This is a genomic window from Rickettsiella endosymbiont of Dermanyssus gallinae (assembly GCF_019285595.1).
Taxonomy (GTDB): Bacteria; Pseudomonadota; Gammaproteobacteria; order Diplorickettsiales; family Diplorickettsiaceae; genus Rickettsiella_B.
The window spans coordinates 1,851,801-1,867,965 of sequence record NZ_CP079094.1 but is presented as its reverse complement, the minus strand read 5'-3'; the positions used below and the strand labels follow the sequence as shown (position 1 = coordinate 1,867,965).

The following is a 16,165-nucleotide window of genomic DNA, read 5'->3' as shown; positions in this document are numbered from 1 at the left end:
ACTTTGTACAATTGATATGAATGTGACGATTGTGCTGTTATAAATACGCCCCTATACCTTGGCCCACTTGTATATCATTAATAATCATTTGATTTTCAGGCGTTAAAAAGCCATCTAGTGCAGAAACTAAACAAGTGAGTCGCTATGCTCCCGAAGAATTTCGGCCATGGTGTCCCCGAAATTCGTTCGCATGACGCGACTGAAATTAGGCCGCGATACGTCCTGCGTCCGGCACGCACTCACTCCTTCGGAGTTCATGCCCGTGCCTCCCACAAATGACTTTACGGCGTGATGCGTTTCCTGCTTCGCCCGTCAACGCACGCCTATCGCGGGCTCTTCGACTTCGCATTGCTTTCACAATGCTTTCCTGTCTCATCGATGGAAATATTCGTTATAAATACATTAAAGAGAACCATTGAAATTTCTTGCCGGATAACAAAAAAATGGTCTCTTTTGCCTAAGCGGTGGGTGATAGAAAGGACTTTCTCATGGCTTAATCATTTTCGTAGGTTATCAAAAGATTACGAAATCACCACTTCTTCTGCTGAAAATTACGTCATGATCTCTCATTCGATTGGGCTGCTTCGACGCTTATTCAAACCATGAAGACGTTTTCTATTCCTTTTTCAAGCTCTAGTAAATTAACGGATGGGAAACTAATCTGTATACTCTGAACATAGCTAAAATGTGGATGAGTCTTTTTAATTTCTAAAAGATCATTATTAAGAAAAGTAGAAAAAAAATTCTTCACTATGGAAAAAGATGAATGCCACAAAGGCAAAGTAATAATGGTTTTGTCTGGATATACAGAAATACGGATGTGCCCAACATTGAGAAGAACTCTTGAGCGCTTCCCCAAGTCTAGCTTCAGTAGCAGTATCTCGGGAGGCTTCCTTTGCTCTATTTGAGTTCTGAATTGCTTCTCGTAATTCTTCTTTCTTTTTTGTTAAAGTGTTTTCAAGTTGTGTGATTTCCGCTTTTAATCCTTCAACAGTATTAGGCATGCCTATTAATTCTCCTTTTATTTAATTCGTCACCATTCTAAAATACTTAAAATAGCCTTGCAATGAGATATCCTAAACTTGGACGGAATTCTGGTAAATATTTTATTTAGTTCGCGTGTTTTTCATACTGCTCGAATTAAAATCGATTGTAATAAACTGTGTTTATAGAAAGTTGACAAGGATAGTTATTCATTTTATGTTGCTATTTTCCTCAGTATAAAAATCTATTATGTTAAATGTAGAGGTTCGCCATGATTGGATCCGTAATGAAATTCAATCGCTGTTTGAAAAGCCATTTAATGATTTAGTTTTTCATGCGCACTCAATTCATCGTCACTCTTTTCGTTCCAATGCCGTTCAAATAAGTACTTTACTGAATGTAAAAACCGGCCTCTGTCCTGAGAATTGCTCATATTGCCCACAAAGTGGTCATTATAATACGGGCTTAAAGAAAGAACCCTTAATGTCATTAGAGCAGGTAAAGATTGCTGCAAAAAAAGCGAAACAACAAGGGGCAGGCCGGTTTTGTATTGCGGCTGCTTGGCGCAGCCCACCTAAAAAAGAATTTGCGGATGTGTTAGCAATGGTAACGGCTATAAAAGCATTGGATTTAGAGGCGTGTGCTACCTTAGGCATGTTAACAGAGGAACAGGCTCGTCAATTAGCACAGGCCGGATTAGATTATTACAACCATAACTTAGATACATCGCCCGAATACTATAAAACAATTATATCGACACGAACCTATGAAGAGCGATTGCAAACCTTGGCACAAGTGCGTGCCGCAGGCATCAATGTGTGTTGTGGTGGTATTATTGGTATGGGTGAAGCTCGAGAAGATCGAATAGGTTTATTGCAACAATTAGCTAATCTTCCCGAGCATCCAAAGAGTGTCACCTTAAATAAATTAATTCCAATTCCAGGAACGCCATTAGCGGATAAAGCGCCCGTTGATTCGTTTGAATTTATCCGTATGGTGGCTGTAGCACGAATTATATTGCCTTTTAGTATGCTGCGTTTATCGGCAGGGCGCGACAGCTTGAATGAAGAAGCACAAGCGTTGTGTTTTTTTGCCGGCGCTAATTCGATTCATTATGGTGAAAAATTACTAACTACCGCGAATGTTGCACCTGTTCAAGATCGTGCTTTGCTAGAAAAGCTGGGTTTAGTCCCCGTCCTCGCTGATACCGAATTGAATGCACATACTCTTTGCACTTGAATTTTCGGCTGTGTTGCCACTTAATTCGCAATCCTCGTGTATGTTGTATACACTCCGGTTGCTTCATTTTTGCGGTGCCTTGCCGAAAATCCCATTGCTGTGAGTATGTCATTTCTTCTGGAAAATTCACTAACACAACACAGACAGGCCGGGCTTTATAGAACGCGTACTGTCTTGCAAGGTGTATCGGGAATGCAACGGCTTTATGAAGGGAAAAAGCTAATTTCGTTTTGTTCTAATGATTATTTAGGATTAACCCAACATCCCGATGTTATTAAGGTATTTAAACAAACGGCTGATGAATATGGCCTTGGTAGCGGTTCTTCTCATTTTCTGGGTGCCTATAGCCGTATTCATTGTGAGTTAGAAGAAGCTTTAGCCGAGTTTAGTAATTACCCAAAGGCGTTGGTTTTTTCTACCGGTTATATGGCCAATTTAAGTATTTTAACGGCCTTAGCCAATAGGCACGATAGTATATTTGGCGATAGATTGAATCATGCTTCCTTAGTCGATGCGGCAAGGCTTTCTGGTGCTTCCTTTAAACGCTATAAACATAAGCATATTTCGAGTTTAGCGAAGCAATTAACAGATTCTCCCGGGCGAAAGTCATTTGTTGTCAGTGATGGCGTATTTAGTATGGATGGTGATTTAGCGCCATTGCCGGATTTGATTGAAATAGCAAAAAATCATTCAGCCTTGTTATTAGTAGACGATGCGCATGGCTTAGGTGTATTAGGTGAAAAAGGTGCGGGTATTTGCGAACATTTTGGATTAAAACCTGATATTTTATCGGCTGGCTTTGGTAAATCCTTGGGGAGTTTTGGTGGGTTTGCGGCAGGAAGTGAAACCATCATAGAGCATTTAATTCAATTTTCACGGCCCTATATGTATACCACCGCCTTGCCACCGGCTATTGCTAAAGCAACACATACCAGCTTATTGTTGCTACAGAAGGAAAATTGGCGTAGAAAAAAGCTATGCTATTTGATTGAGCATTTTAAACGTTCGGCTAAACAGTTAGAATTACCGGTCTTGGTATCCCAGACCCCTATTCAACCTATTTTACTTGGCGAACCTGAGCGGGCTATGAAATTAGCGGCACACTTGTTTCAAAATGGCTTTTTGGTGAATGCGGTTCGGCCACCCACCGTACCGAAAAATACCTCGCGCCTGCGCATAAGTTTAAGTGCCTTGCATTCAGAAAATGATATCGATAGCTTATTAGAACAGGTCGCGATAGGGTTGCACTGCGCGTAGATAAAAAAGCTTATGTTAAATCAATTAGACGAAAAAAAAATCGCTTCACGCTTCAACAAAGCAGCGCTTAGCTATGATAAAGCCGCTCTTCTACAGCGCACGGTGGCAAATGACTTATTAGAGCGCTTACAAGGCATTCGTCTGCAACCGCAAATGATTTTAGATTTGGGTTGTGGTACAGGCCATGCTACCGCTTGTCTAAAAAAAACCTATCCATTAGCTGAAGTGATTGGTTTTGATCAATCATTTGGGATGCTTAAACAAGCACAAGCTCAAAAAACAAACGATGAGTTTTCTAAGTTCCATTGTTTGGGCGGTCAGGCAGAATCTTTACCCTTTAGCACGCATTCTTTTGAATTAGTCTATTCCAACTTGATGTTACATTGGAGTACCGATTTCTCAGCAACGCTTAATGAGATCCGTCGTGTCTTAAAACCAGGCGGCTTATTATTATTTTCAATCGTAGGCGCGGATACATTAAAAGAGCTACGTTATTCTTGGGCGCAAGTAGACGATAAACCGCATGTACATGTGTTTCCTGATATGCATGATCTGGGTGATTGTTTACTTCAGGCAGCGTTTGCTGATCCGGTAATGGACGTGGATTATTTTACTTTATTACATTCTGATATTTTTTCTTTGATGAAGGACCTCAAAGAACTTGGCGTGCAGAATCTTTCTATCGATAGACACCGCGGCTTAACACCGAAGCGATCCTTACAAACATTGATTCAAGCTTACGATGTTTTTCGTACGGCTGCAGGAAAATTACCCGCTACTTGGGAAATTATCTATGGTCATGCATGGACAGCTACGCAGGAAGCTGTTGAAGCTAAGCAGGGTTCGAACGAAATACAAATATCCGTACAAGAAATTGGCGGACGTAGAAAAATTGAAAATTCCCTACGCTAGATGTAATGATTAAAAACGATGGCTAATAAAAGTTTTTTTATTTTGGGCACCGATACGGGCGTTGGAAAAACAATGGTTGCTAGCGCTTTATTAATAGGGTTAAAAGCGCGGGGACTATCGACCATTGGATTAAAACCAATTGCCAGCGGTGCTCAATTAACACCGATGGGTTTACGCAATGACGATGCACTCAGTTTACAAAAGGCCGCGAGCATTTTTTTACCGTACCATCAGGTCAATCCTTTTTGTTTTGCGGATCCAATAGCGCCGCACATTGCGGCAGAGCGAGAGAAAAAAATTTTAAGTGTTTCGGCTATCACACAATCTTGTCAGTTAGCATTGAGCTATCAAGCAGATTATGGCGTTATTGAGGGTGTGGGTGGTGTTTGCGTTCCTTTAAATAAAAAAGAGACCTTTACCGACTTGGTTCAGATAATGGGGGCTCCTATCATTCTTGTGGTGGGTATGCGCTTAGGTTGTTTAAATCAGGCACTATTAACGTGGAAATACCTACAGCAACGACAGCTCCCGGTCATTGGCTGGATAGCGAATCAGGTTGATCCCATGATGGAGTATATTGAAGAAAATATTAACTTTCTTAAGTCTTCGTTGGCTGTGCCTTATTTAGGATTTATTCCGTATCTGCAAGAGATTGATTTAAGCGTTTTTCCTGCCTTAATCAACTATGAACCGTTGTTAGGTGTTTTAGAAACGATCAGTATATAGTATTAGAATAGTACTCACTCTGGGCAGGTAGCCTATTCTATAGTGGGTCAAGCTATTTAGAGGCGCTTTCTGGTTATGAAGTTTATTTATCGATTAAATATTTTTATATTTTTTTTATTGATACCAGTCCAGCTTGTTTACGCGGCTTCAGCACCACAAGAATTAGCCAACCTATTAAATCGCTTACAAAGTTTACAGGCTAACTTTACCCAAACAGTGATGGATGGTAGGGGGCAAATCCTGCAGAAAACTAGTGGACAAATGATTTTGCAACGACCCGGGCGGTTTCGATGGGAAGTGATGCAGCCTAGTAAACAATTGTTAATTGCCGATGGGCAACGTATTTGGTTTTATGACATCGGGTTGCAACAAGTGATGATACAAAAACAGCAAACGATGGCAGCAAATTCTCCTGCTGCGTTATTGAGCGATTCGCCTAACAACTTAACAAAACAGTTTGATGTCAATTTTTTGATGGATGTTCAGGGCTTTTATTTGATACCTAAAGACAAAAATGCGTTATTTCGTTCAATAACTTTAATTTTTCAGCAAAATCAACTGCGAGAAATGCGCCTGGCAGATAAATTGGGGCAACAGACAGTGATCGATTTTTCACAAGTTAAGCTTAACCCATCGATTAACGCACAGACTTTCCATTTTGTTTTGCCTAAAGATAAAAATATTGAAGTTGTGAAGAGCTAAAGCGATGTCACACCACCACCATCATCACACCGCTTTTGCAGTGGGCTTAAATGTTAGTTTTGCTTTAGCTGTATTGCTGAATTCAGGGTTTGTGTTGGCTGAAGTTATCTATGCTTTTATTGCACATTCTATGAGTTTGCTGTCGGATGCGGTGCATAATTTTGGTGATGTTTTAGGTTTATTGATGTCTTGGGGCGCAAGTTTTTTAGCGAAAAAACGTTCTACACAACGCTATAGTTATGGCTACAAAAAATTGACTATTTTAGCGGCCTTAGCCAATGCATTGTTGCTGGTATTTACATCAGCACTGATTGTGTATGAATCGATTAATAAACTGCGTAATCCGGTGCCTATCAATGAAATGATAGTGATGGTGGTTGCTTTTATTGGGATGCTAATCAATGGAAGTACGGCGTTATTATTCATGCGCCAACAACAATCTGATCTTAATATTAAAAGTGCATTCTTACATTTAGCCTATGATGCGTTGATTGCCTTAGGTGTTGTGCTGGCGGGTGCGATAGTCTATTTCACTGCTTGGCAATGGGTAGATCCTATCGTAGGTTTAGTCATTGTCGGGATTATTGCTTTAGGAAGCTGGAACTTATTACGCCGTTCAGTTGAATTAATTTTAGGTGCCGTTCCTTACGGTGTCGATCAAAAGGCGGTGGTTACTTATTTAGAAAAATTACCTGGTGTTACCGCCGTACATGATTTACATATTTGGGGTTTAAGTACACAAGAAACGGCGTTAACAGCGCATTTAGTTATGCCAGGTGATGGTTTATCGGATCAACTGCAGCAACAAATTAATCAAACATTAGCCGAAAGGTTTCAGATTCAGCATGTTACCTTGCAAGTAGAGCAAGGCCAGGAAAAATACCCGTGTAGTCAGGGATCGGTTTGCTAAGATGTTATTTTTATCTTACATTTTAATGGTATATTAGCCGGATTTCTATCAGGATTGTTAGGAATAGGCGGCGGTACGGTATTGGTTCCCGGATTGTTGGCGGTTTTCGCGCACGCAGGCATACCTAGCCAATTACAAATGCACTTAGCAACCAGCACTGCGTTAGCTTCTATTATTTTTAGTTCTTTGGTTGCTGTGTACCAGCAACAACGTAGTTTTTCTATAAACTGGTGCTTATTTGGCCAGTTAGCACCTGGAATGATTGTGGGCATTGTCTCGGGTGCTTTAATTGCATTAGTACTTTCTACGCAAACATTAAAATTATTATTTAGTTTGTTTCTTTTTTCTGTGGCATTTAAAATTTTCTTTAATAAAACACAAGCAGAAAGAAAAGAAGCGATCTATTTAACACCACTTAAAAAATGGGTTATAGGTATTTCTATTGGTGCTATTTCTGGTTTGTTGGGTATAGGCGGGGGCGCTATTGCCGTGCCGATTTTTTACGTTTGGGCTTATCAACCCACCATGCTATTGCAACCTCCTCTGCTTGTGTTTTATTGTTGACGATTATTGGTGCACTTACCTTTACCGTGACAGGCCTTCATGTGCAAAATCTTCCTGTGGGTAGCGGCGGGTTTGTTTATTGGCCTGCGGTTGTTGGTGTATCGATTGGAAGTATGGTGGTTGTTCCCTTAGGTACGCGATTAGGTAACCGGCTTCTAGGCCGTCATTTAAGAAAAATATTTGCTTTATTCCTTTTAGTGGTAGGTATTACCATGCTAATACCTTAAAATATAAAATCATGTCACAACATTCTTTAAAACCCATTGGTATTTTCGATAGTGGTGTCGGTGGTTTAACCGTTGCTAAGGCAGTGACCAATCATCTGCCCAAGGAATCTATCGTTTATTTTGGCGATACGGCGCATACCCCTTGGGGAGATAAATCGGCGGCAGCTATCCAAGCGTATTCGATAAAAATCTGCGATATGTTGCTGCAGCAAGATTGTAAACTCATTTTAATTGCTTGTAATTCCGCATCAGCAGTTGCCCATGAATTAGTAAAAGAATATGTAGGCCGTAAGTCCATTGTTGTTGATGTCATTGATCCCATGATTGACTACTTGGCAGAAAATTATGTTAATAAAACCATTGGATTAATTGGAACCAAACAAACCATCTGTTCAAGTATTTACAGAAAAAAACTAGATCAACGGGATATTCATATACAACTCAATTCATTAGCGACGCCTTTATTAGTTCCTTTAATTGAGGAAGCGGCCGATCAAGCTATTATGCAGGATGTCATTAAATCTTATCTTTCAAATCCCGTTTTATCTGGTCTTGATGCGCTTGTTTTAGGTTGTACCCACTATCCTTTAATTAAACAGTTTATACAGCAGTTTTACCCAACTAAGGCGGCCATTTTAGATTCAACGGATATCGTGGCCAAGCTTGTAAAAAACTTACTTGAAAGCCATGGCCTTTTATCCAACAGTGTTTTCGAACCACAAAAAAAGTTTTATGTTTCGGATTATACAACGGCATTTTCTGCCCATGCGCGGCTTTTCTTTAAAGGTCCGGTTTCTTTAGAAAGGTATCCCTTATGGGAGTAACCCTCATGATACTTGCGGGTGGTGTGGTTAATATTCAATTTGTGTTAAAATAAACCAGTTTATACCCATAATGAGAGGAGGGGTCATATGGCTTCTAGTAAAATTCTATCAGGCCAAAGGTTAGAGTCCGTTTTAGCCACTAATACCGTATTGCGTAATACGTATATTCTGCTGGGCTTAACCATGCTGTTTAGTGCGCTTACCGCCGGAATGGCCATGCTGAGCGATTCGCCTCCTTTAAACCCGTTGATTACCTTAGTGGGTTATTTTGGTTTATTATTTCTAACGAGCCGGACACGTAATAGTGGCTGGGGTTTGTTATCCGTTTTCGCATTGACAGGATTTATGGGGTACACACTAGGCCCTATTTTGAACCACTATATCCATGGATTCACAAATGGACAGGCATTAGTCATGATGTCCTCGGGCGCGACAGGGCTTATCTTTTTTGCGTTATCGGCGCATGCACTGATTACCCAAAAAGACTTTAGCTTTATGTCCGGATTTTTGATGGTAGGGATGATCGTTGCTTTTCTTGCCAGCATTGCTACCTTGTTTTTCCACATACCCGCACTAATGTTGACCGTATCAGCCGTATTTGTTCTTTTATCGTCCGGGGTTATTTTATTGCAAACTAGCCAGATTATTCATGGCGGCGAGACTAATTACATTATGGCCACAGTGACATTATACGTATCACTGTATAATATTTTCTTAAGTTTATTAAATTTACTAGGCGCTTTTAGCGGCAATAGAGAGTAAATTTTTTATTAAAAGCGCCTAAAATTAACCCACTTTCAATCAGTAGGTTAATGAAATGTGGTTAAAGCTATACTCGCAGCAATGGGGTTTTTGGCAAGGAGCCGCGAAAACGAAGCCACCGGAGTGTATAGATGATACATGAGGATGGCGAGTTGAGCGGGAACGCGGCCAAAAATTCAAGTGCGAAGAGTAATTATACTTTTAAGCTAGACCCAACTAAAATAAAACCATGACATTATCCTAGATAGGGGATAAAGATGGGTTTATTAATCAATGGCGAAGAAGTTTTGACCGACGAATATGGTTATCTCATTCATTCCTCAGATTGGCATGAAAATATAGCGACGATTCTTGCAGAAGAAGAAGCATTAACGCTTGTCAAAGACCATTGGCATGTCATTTATCTTTTACGTAATTTCTATCAGCAATACCACAAAACACCCCCCATACGAATCTTAGTCAACCAGTTAGCCGTGCAAATTGGATCTGAAAAAGCAAATAGCCTCTATCTTAATAATCTTTTCCCTAAAGGTGTATTAAAGCAAGCGAGCAAACTGGCAGGATTGCCGCGACCCGCACGCTGTATGTAATGCCATTATCTTTTTCTCGTTGCAAATAACTTTTTATTTTATATTTAAGATTGTACTATTTAAAATAGCTTATAACTTTATTATAAAAAGAGAAGTCAGATGGCTAGCGAACTTGCCGAAATAAAAGCCAGAATCATAGAAATAAGGGACGGTTTAAGCGAGCCTTTTAAAGGTTTCCTTAATAAAGAAATAAATAAGACAGAAGCTTATTTTGAAGAGGATGAATCTTGTATAGAGATAAAGGAAGTTTTTTTCAAGGGGTGCTTAAAATATGCTGAACAATGTAGAAAAGTAGAAAAGGATTTCCCTTCTCGATGGTCTCGTGATTTAGCGACAGATAATGTGCTGTTTAATACTTTTCGTTATAAATTAATTAGCGTTTGTGTTGTAGATAATCCACCTAGCGATATAGATAAGATTAAAGATAAGATATATACAGAAGCGAGAGAGATATTAGAAAAGCTTCTAAGCAGTGCCTTTCATAAATCTTATAGATATCCAACTCTAGATTCAATTAAAAAAAGTATTCTAGAATTATTAATACTTTTATTATCTAAAAAGGAATATGTAGATTTTAGCGAAGAATATAGAGTTTTTTTTACAGATATTATCTCGTTAACCGATAAAAGTACTATAAATTTAAATGGTTTTTTAGATAAAATAGATAAGATAGAAAAATCAAAATACTTTTTCCCTAAGAATCTAGATAATATTCGCGTCAAATATTTTGCCGTTATTTTTTCAATTGATCGTTCGATTGTTTACAGAAATTTATTGGCTAAACTTAAAGGGATTGCTAAGAGTGAATTTAGTGATCATCCAGCGGTATTAAGTTTTGTTAATTGTTTTATTTCGAAGCTTAGTAAAGAGTTTCTTAGTAATCCTTACCTTGGTCTAGAGCCAGAAATAAATCTTGATTTAGCAATGGTCTTGATTTATCGGGCATTAAATAGAAAGTGTGAACAAGAAATAACGCTTCCTCCCCAAACAAATTTCCTTAATCGCCTTAATTTCCGTAAGCGCCTTGTAAAAGTACCACCAAAGCCAGCTTTTGGTAGACAATTATCAAAATTTAAGCAGGATTATCAGGATAAAACAGCAAAAGATTTTCCAGAGGAAGCGTTGAAGAGTCGACAATTTGGCTTTAACCAAATACATGACTTGCCTGGCGAAATAGGTGTTTATTTTTCTATGGATGGGATTAATCGTAGCTCCGAGGCCATCAGAGAGGTATTAAATGTTGCATTACAGAATTATGATAAGTTAGCGTTACCTGAAGCCCCTCGGGTACCAATTAACCCTATGGGAGCGCTAGATAAACTTAAAGAGAGGGGAGGTGCCGTTTTAAAAGGCGCGGAAAAATTAGCGGGAAAAATAATTGAAAAATCTCAGGTAGCGCTTGATGATGCATCTAATAAAGCGCAGATTTTTATTGAGGATGCCTCTAATAAAGTGCAGGATATAACGGATGGAGCAATAGATTTAATGAAAGATACAGTGAGTGATTTAAAATTGCCAGTGTCTATTCCTAAAGTAACGATTAATAATCCTTTCTTAAAAAATAATAATTCGGATAGATCAAGTAGCATTATGATCAATAACGAGACGGAAATAGCTTGTCAAAATGCTGAGGAACGCGCTAATCGAGAAACTCAATCGGAAGTTATAAAAAACAATATAGACAATGCTTACAACGATGAAATAAATAAAAATAAATTAGAAGTTGAAAAGACAATACAAGTAAATAGTTGGTTTAAAGATAAAAGATTTTCATTAATAGAGTGGGTGCAAGCTTTTTTCAGACAAGGTTGTTTTTATGTAAATCTAGATAAGCTTAAGAATAGATTAAAGGGTCAAATAGATTTTGCCAGTGAAAAAGATTTTTTCCTCAAGGCGAGTTTTTTTTCTTTATTGCTTTATGGCATTATTCGTTGGCCATGGTGGAATAAAGAAGATTTTGCAATAAACTGGGCAGAGCAAATAATTTTATTAAAGACAAAGGACTGTATAGAAACAACAACGTATGAAGCGCTTAGTAATAAGCTGAGTTTTCTATTTGTAGGTAAAGCGGATTCACGCGTAGTGCCGGAAATGAATTCGGATAATAAGACAGCTTTTTTTAATACTAGAAATAATGTTAGCAATAAAGAGCCAGGGTCTTCATGCCAATCTTCCGTCGATGAGACAGGAAAGCATTGTGAAAGCAATGCGAAGTCGAAGAGCCCGCGATAGGCGTGCGTTGACGGGCGAAGCAGGAAACGCATCACGCCGTAAAGTCATTTGTGGGAGGCACGGGCATGAACTCCGAAGGAGTGAGTGCGTGCCGGACGCAGGACGTATCGCGGCCTAATTTCAGTCGCGTCATGCGAACGAATTTCGGGGACACGATGGCCGAAATTCTTCGGGAGCATAGCGACTCACTTGTAAATTTAGCGTTACACAGAATACCTTTTAGTTCTTCCATTTAATATTACAGCCGATGCTAGGCTTTTGCTCGGTGGCCACTGGTGCGTCTATTAAAATATTATCTAAAGCCGAACGTAGAGTTTTACCCGTGACTGGAATTTTATTGCCTGGCGTGGAATCGTCTAGCTGACCACGATAAACACAGCGTAACGCGTTGTCAAAAACAAAAAAATCGGGTGTGCAAGCCGCTTGATAACTTTTTGCAGTGCTTTGTATCTCATCATAGAGATAAGGAAAAGGATAGCCTAACTGTTTTGCTAATTTAGCCATTTCTTTGGGAGCATCTTCCGGATAACTTTCTGCATCATTGGAGCTAATCGCAATAAAAGAAATTCCTTTTGTTTGATAATCCTTTGCTAATTGAATCAGCTCCGTTTGTATGTGTTTAACATAAGGGCAATGATTGCAAATAAACATAATCACAGTTGCTTTTTCTGATTTGAGTTCTGTTAAACGACAGACTTTGCCGCTTTTTGTATCCAATAGTTCAAAATCAGGCGCTTTTGTTCCAAGCGCTAGCATGTTAGAAGGCGTTAATGCCATAGCTGTACTTCCTATTTTTACAAAGTTATGATTATTATAACGCAACCTAGAATATTCAATATTTTCAACTATAAGCGCTAACGATGGCTAAACTTTATTTCTATTATTCGGCTATGAATGCGGGCAAGAGTACCATTTTATTGCAAGCAAGTTACAACTACCAAGAACGTGGTATGGAAACCTTATTATTTTCTCCCAGTGTTGACACGCGATATAAAGCAGGCACTATTTTTTCACGTATAGGTTTAGAGGCCGCCAGTCATTCGTTTGCTAAAAACGATAATTTATATGAGTTTACAGAAGAAACGTTAAAAAAAACTAAGAATTTAAAATGTGTTTTTGTCGATGAAGCACAATTTTTAACAAAGGCGCAGGTATTCCAGTTAAGTGATATCGTGGATAAATTGAATATACCTGTTTTAACGTATGGATTACGCAGTGATTTTTGCGGTGAACCTTTTGAAGGAAGTTTATATTTACTGATCTTGGCCGATAAAATGGGTGAAATAAAAACAGTTTGCCACTGCGGCGCTAAAGCGATTATGAATATGCGTATGGATGCCGAACATCGTAAAGTGACCCAGGGAGAACAACTGGAGATTGGGGGTAATGAACGTTATATCGCCGTCTGTAGAAAACACTTTAAATTAGGTGAAACGGCGAAGCTTGAGGTTACACTATCCAGTTAACCCTATTTAAACCCGCGGCGGGGTAGTGTTTGCTATAAGCGGACTATTAAATCGAAATTTTGGTTTAGACATTAGGCTTTTCTTCCTATAGACTACCCCCCCCAAATAGCCTATAAAAAACACCTATTTGAGGATTAATGACTGTTATGCCCAGTCCAAAACAAGGTTTTCCTACTGCTTTTTCTAAATATCAGCCTTGGCTGGTTTGTCTTTCTGCCGCGCTCTTTTTCTTTTACGAATTTATCCAAATGGGTATGTTTAACTCCATTAGCCAGGAGCTTATGCAGGACTTCTCCATTAATGCGGGTCAACTAGGCTTTTTGTCGGCTACTTATTTTTATGCGGATGTTATTTTTCTGCTATTTGCCGGTATTTTAGTCGACCGTATATCCATACGGACCATTATATTAAGTGCGATGGTCATGGTGGTTTTTGCCACAATTCTATTTGCCTGCAGCCATTCTTTTCAATTAGCCGCATTTAGCCATTTTATTTCAGGCATTGGTAATGCTTTTTGTTTTTTAAGCTGCATTAAGCTGGCCACACGTTGGTTTTCGTCCCACCGTTTGGCGTTTGTGATCGGCGTTATCATTACTATTGCGATGTTGGGAGGCGTGGTGGCACAAACCCCTTTTGCTCTTTTAGTACAATGGCTAGGTTGGCGTGATGCTGTCCTGGTTAATGCGGGTGTAGGGGCGGTCATTACATTAATTGTTTATCTATTTGTTCGTGACTATCCTAAACATCAGACACCTGAGGTCATGAGCGAGAAAAACGTTGCCCCATCTTCTATAAAGAAGAGTCTTTTGACGGTACTCCTCAATAAACAGAATGGATTAGGGGGACTCTATACCTGTCTGTTAAATCTGCCGATTATTTTACTGGGAGAGCTTTGGGGTGTGATGTATTTAACCCAAGTTCACCATCTTTTAAAAACGCAGGCCTCACTCGTTGCCACCATGATTTTTGTGGGGACTATTATAGGCTCACCTTTTATAGGGTGGTTTTCGGACTTTATCGGTAAACGACGGCTACCGATGATAGTCGGCGCGCTGCTTTCTTTGTTGGTATTACTTTGTATTATGTTTTTACCAAATTTAAATTTTTATACTTTACTGGTTTTGTTTTTATTGCTCGGTATTTTTACTAGTACACAGATTATTAGTTACCCATTGATTGCTGAAAGTAATCCTAGGCATTTAACGGGGACTTCCACAGGTTTAGCGTCGGTTCTAATTATGGGAGGGGGTGCCGTATTTCAACCCTTATTTGGTTGGCTAATGGATTTGCATTGGGATCAGACGTTAAATCATGGCGTAGCAATGTATTCGCCTAGCAATTATCTTAATGGCTTGGCTATTATGCCGATTGCTTTTGTAGTGAGTATTATTGCCGCTTGTCTTTTACGTGAAACACATTGTCAACCTTACTCTAGAGAAAACCTATGAAAACTCAGAATGGTGCTTCTATAACGAATAAAAAATTGCTGCCTTGGATTGTCTGTTTTTCTGCGGCGCTTTTCTTTTTTTATGAATTTATTCAGATGAATATGTTCAACGCCATCAGTGCTGATTTGATGCGCGCTTTTTCACTGCATGCAACGGAATTGGGAAAATTATCAGCCTATTATTTTTATGCTAATTTGCTTTTTTTACCTATTGCCGGCGCGTTATTAGATCGATTTTCTACACGATTAATTATTCTTTCAGCTTTATTGCTGTGTGTGATAGGGATTGCAGGTTTTGCAACCACACATTCCTTTCTTTTAGCTTGTGTCTTCCGATTTATGAGCGGGATTGGTAGTGCATTTTGCTTTTTAAGTAGTATTCGTTTAGCGTCGCGTTGGTTCCCATCAAAGCAAATGGCATTAGTCAGTGGCTTAATTGTAACCATGGCTATGATGGGAGGGATGGTGGCACAAACGCCATTGACCTTATTAGCACAATCGTTAGGATGGCGTCATACTTTGTTGCTGGATGCTTGCTTAGGGTTACTTATTTTTACTATTATTTTTTCCTTTGTGCAGGATTGCCCTCCGGAATTAAAACAAGAGCAAAAAGCTTCACAGACTGAATTATCCCATTTAGGTCTTGTGAAGAGTTGGCGCTTAGCCTATTTAAACCCACAAAATCTTCTTTGTGGACTTTATACCTCATTAACAAATTTACCTATTGCATTGCTAGGCGCTATTTGGGGTAGTTTATTTTTACAACAAACCGCTCATTTTTCACCAACGGAAGCATCATTAGCACCAAGCTTACTTTTTCTAGGTACGATCATTGGTGGCCCTGTTGTGGGTTGGCTTTCCGATAGAATTAGAAAACGAGTAAGACTCATGGCAATGGGTACTATTATCTCGTTGTTATTGACGCTGATAATTATATGTCTTCCAGCCTTGCTCTCTTTAACCACGGTCTTATGCTTATTTTTTGCATTAGGTTTTTTTACCAGCAGTCAGGTACTAAGTTATCCTTTAGTTTCTGAAAGTAATACCAAGAGTTTGACGGCAACATCCGTTAGCGTCGTATCATTTTTCGCTATTGGTGGCTATGCAGTTTTCCAACCCTTATTTGGTTGGTTAATGGATTATGATTGGCACGGTTCTTTAGCCAATCAGATAAGAGTGTATAGCGCTAGTGACTATCACCGTGCTTTACTCATTTTACCGGTTGGTTTTTGTATTGCTTTACTGGCTACTTTTTTAATGAAAGAGCCTACGCAGGCAAAATTAGACTAGATATGGCCTTAAGGAGTGAGCCCTGGTGGGAAG

At 39.2% G+C, this 16,165-nt stretch carries 18 protein-coding genes and 1 pseudogene; 16 read left to right on the top strand and 3 right to left on the bottom strand.

What is annotated here, in order from left to right; all coding sequences use genetic code 11:
* Positions 1–205 precede the first annotated feature (205 nt).
* The gene (locus KX723_RS09510; RefSeq protein WP_218813323.1) at positions 206–376 is read right to left on the bottom strand and encodes a hypothetical protein; all 171 of its coding nucleotides are present in this window, start codon (positions 374–376) and stop codon (positions 206–208) included.
* A gap of 2 nt (positions 377–378) precedes the next feature.
* Between KX723_RS09510 and KX723_RS09910 the strand changes: the two genes are divergently transcribed.
* Positions 379–606, top strand: a complete 228-nt coding sequence (locus tag KX723_RS09910) for a transposase (RefSeq protein ID WP_425516581.1) — start codon at positions 379–381, stop codon at positions 604–606.
* 116 nt (positions 607–722) lie between these two features.
* Here KX723_RS09910 and KX723_RS09500 read toward each other — a convergent pair whose 3' ends face one another.
* Entirely contained in the window at positions 723–1,004 is a 282-nt protein-coding gene (locus KX723_RS09500; protein ID WP_218814088.1) for a hypothetical protein, read from the bottom strand.
* A 229-nt stretch (positions 1,005–1,233) separates the two neighbouring features.
* Between KX723_RS09500 and bioB the strand changes: the two genes are divergently transcribed.
* The 12 genes and pseudogenes from bioB to KX723_RS09435 all read left to right on the top strand — a co-directional run bounded on the left by bioB (position 1,234) and on the right by KX723_RS09435 (position 12,047).
* Positions 1,234–2,223, top strand: a complete 990-nt coding sequence (bioB, locus tag KX723_RS09495; protein ID WP_218814087.1) for a biotin synthase BioB — start codon at positions 1,234–1,236, stop codon at positions 2,221–2,223.
* Between the two features lie 105 nt (positions 2,224–2,328).
* Positions 2,329–3,480 (top strand): 8-amino-7-oxononanoate synthase, encoded by a 1,152-nt coding sequence (gene bioF / locus KX723_RS09490; RefSeq protein ID WP_218814086.1) that lies wholly within the window; start codon positions 2,329–2,331, stop codon positions 3,478–3,480.
* Between the two features lie 12 nt (positions 3,481–3,492).
* Positions 3,493–4,392, top strand: coding sequence for a malonyl-ACP O-methyltransferase BioC (bioC, locus tag KX723_RS09485; RefSeq protein ID WP_218814085.1), 900 nt, complete (start codon positions 3,493–3,495; stop codon positions 4,390–4,392).
* Positions 4,393–4,410: 18 nt separating this feature from the next.
* The gene (gene bioD / locus KX723_RS09480; protein WP_218814084.1) at positions 4,411–5,118 is read left to right on the top strand and encodes a dethiobiotin synthase; all 708 of its coding nucleotides are present in this window, start codon (positions 4,411–4,413) and stop codon (positions 5,116–5,118) included.
* 75 nt (positions 5,119–5,193) lie between these two features.
* Positions 5,194–5,820 (top strand): outer membrane lipoprotein periplasmic chaperone LolA, encoded by a 627-nt coding sequence (lolA, locus tag KX723_RS09475; RefSeq protein WP_218814083.1) that lies wholly within the window; start codon positions 5,194–5,196, stop codon positions 5,818–5,820.
* A gap of 4 nt (positions 5,821–5,824) precedes the next feature.
* On the top strand, positions 5,825–6,730 hold the full coding sequence (locus KX723_RS09470; RefSeq protein WP_218814082.1) for a cation diffusion facilitator family transporter: 906 nt from the start codon (positions 5,825–5,827) through the stop codon (positions 6,728–6,730).
* Between the two features lie 54 nt (positions 6,731–6,784).
* Positions 6,785–7,521 (top strand): annotated as a pseudogene (locus tag KX723_RS09465) (sulfite exporter TauE/SafE family protein).
* Between the two features lie 11 nt (positions 7,522–7,532).
* The gene (murI, locus tag KX723_RS09455; RefSeq protein ID WP_218814079.1) at positions 7,533–8,345 is read left to right on the top strand and encodes a glutamate racemase; all 813 of its coding nucleotides are present in this window, start codon (positions 7,533–7,535) and stop codon (positions 8,343–8,345) included.
* Between the two features lie 87 nt (positions 8,346–8,432).
* Positions 8,433–9,107, top strand: a complete 675-nt coding sequence (locus KX723_RS09450) for a Bax inhibitor-1/YccA family protein (RefSeq protein ID WP_218814078.1) — start codon at positions 8,433–8,435, stop codon at positions 9,105–9,107.
* A gap of 257 nt (positions 9,108–9,364) precedes the next feature.
* The gene (locus KX723_RS09445) at positions 9,365–9,697 is read left to right on the top strand and encodes a TusE/DsrC/DsvC family sulfur relay protein (RefSeq protein ID WP_218814077.1); all 333 of its coding nucleotides are present in this window, start codon (positions 9,365–9,367) and stop codon (positions 9,695–9,697) included.
* 99 nt (positions 9,698–9,796) lie between these two features.
* Entirely contained in the window at positions 9,797–11,929 is a 2,133-nt protein-coding gene (locus KX723_RS09440) for a hypothetical protein (protein WP_218814076.1), read from the top strand.
* Positions 11,877–12,047, top strand: a complete 171-nt coding sequence (locus KX723_RS09435) for a hypothetical protein (protein ID WP_218813323.1) — start codon at positions 11,877–11,879, stop codon at positions 12,045–12,047. The genes KX723_RS09440 and KX723_RS09435 overlap by 53 nt, the downstream gene beginning before the upstream one ends.
* A gap of 101 nt (positions 12,048–12,148) precedes the next feature.
* Here KX723_RS09435 and KX723_RS09430 read toward each other — a convergent pair whose 3' ends face one another.
* The gene (locus KX723_RS09430; RefSeq protein ID WP_218814075.1) at positions 12,149–12,706 is read right to left on the bottom strand and encodes a thioredoxin family protein; all 558 of its coding nucleotides are present in this window, start codon (positions 12,704–12,706) and stop codon (positions 12,149–12,151) included.
* Between the two features lie 83 nt (positions 12,707–12,789).
* Here KX723_RS09430 and KX723_RS09425 point away from each other — a divergent pair, with 83 nt between their 5' ends.
* From KX723_RS09425 to KX723_RS09415, 3 genes are all read left to right on the top strand, one after another.
* Positions 12,790–13,395: a thymidine kinase gene (locus KX723_RS09425; protein WP_218814074.1), complete on the top strand. Its 606-nt coding sequence runs from the start codon at positions 12,790–12,792 to the stop codon at positions 13,393–13,395.
* A gap of 146 nt (positions 13,396–13,541) precedes the next feature.
* The gene (locus KX723_RS09420; protein ID WP_218814073.1) at positions 13,542–14,843 is read left to right on the top strand and encodes an MFS transporter; all 1,302 of its coding nucleotides are present in this window, start codon (positions 13,542–13,544) and stop codon (positions 14,841–14,843) included.
* Positions 14,840–16,132: an MFS transporter gene (locus tag KX723_RS09415; RefSeq protein ID WP_218814072.1), complete on the top strand. Its 1,293-nt coding sequence runs from the start codon at positions 14,840–14,842 to the stop codon at positions 16,130–16,132. The genes KX723_RS09420 and KX723_RS09415 overlap by 4 nt, the downstream gene beginning before the upstream one ends.
* Positions 16,133–16,165 lie beyond the last annotated feature (33 nt).

Coding starts and splice junctions, on each gene's coding strand:
- KX723_RS09510 (WP_218813323.1), bottom strand. CDS start 376: ATGAGACAGGAAAGCATTGTGAAAGCAATGCGAAGTCGAAGAGCCCGC.
- KX723_RS09910 (WP_425516581.1), top strand. CDS start 379: ATGGAAATATTCGTTATAAATACATTAAAGAGAACCATTGAAATTTCT.
- KX723_RS09500 (WP_218814088.1), bottom strand. CDS start 1,004: ATGCCTAATACTGTTGAAGGATTAAAAGCGGAAATCACACAACTTGAA.
- bioB (WP_218814087.1), top strand. CDS start 1,234: ATGTTAAATGTAGAGGTTCGCCATGATTGGATCCGTAATGAAATTCAA.
- bioF (WP_218814086.1), top strand. CDS start 2,329: ATGTCATTTCTTCTGGAAAATTCACTAACACAACACAGACAGGCCGGG.
- bioC (WP_218814085.1), top strand. CDS start 3,493: ATGTTAAATCAATTAGACGAAAAAAAAATCGCTTCACGCTTCAACAAA.
- bioD (WP_218814084.1), top strand. CDS start 4,411: ATGGCTAATAAAAGTTTTTTTATTTTGGGCACCGATACGGGCGTTGGA.
- lolA (WP_218814083.1), top strand. CDS start 5,194: ATGAAGTTTATTTATCGATTAAATATTTTTATATTTTTTTTATTGATA.
- KX723_RS09470 (WP_218814082.1), top strand. CDS start 5,825: ATGTCACACCACCACCATCATCACACCGCTTTTGCAGTGGGCTTAAAT.
- murI (WP_218814079.1), top strand. CDS start 7,533: ATGTCACAACATTCTTTAAAACCCATTGGTATTTTCGATAGTGGTGTC.
- KX723_RS09450 (WP_218814078.1), top strand. CDS start 8,433: ATGGCTTCTAGTAAAATTCTATCAGGCCAAAGGTTAGAGTCCGTTTTA.
- KX723_RS09445 (WP_218814077.1), top strand. CDS start 9,365: ATGGGTTTATTAATCAATGGCGAAGAAGTTTTGACCGACGAATATGGT.
- KX723_RS09440 (WP_218814076.1), top strand. CDS start 9,797: ATGGCTAGCGAACTTGCCGAAATAAAAGCCAGAATCATAGAAATAAGG.
- KX723_RS09435 (WP_218813323.1), top strand. CDS start 11,877: ATGAGACAGGAAAGCATTGTGAAAGCAATGCGAAGTCGAAGAGCCCGC.
- KX723_RS09430 (WP_218814075.1), bottom strand. CDS start 12,706: ATGGCATTAACGCCTTCTAACATGCTAGCGCTTGGAACAAAAGCGCCT.
- KX723_RS09425 (WP_218814074.1), top strand. CDS start 12,790: ATGGCTAAACTTTATTTCTATTATTCGGCTATGAATGCGGGCAAGAGT.
- KX723_RS09420 (WP_218814073.1), top strand. CDS start 13,542: ATGCCCAGTCCAAAACAAGGTTTTCCTACTGCTTTTTCTAAATATCAG.
- KX723_RS09415 (WP_218814072.1), top strand. CDS start 14,840: ATGAAAACTCAGAATGGTGCTTCTATAACGAATAAAAAATTGCTGCCT.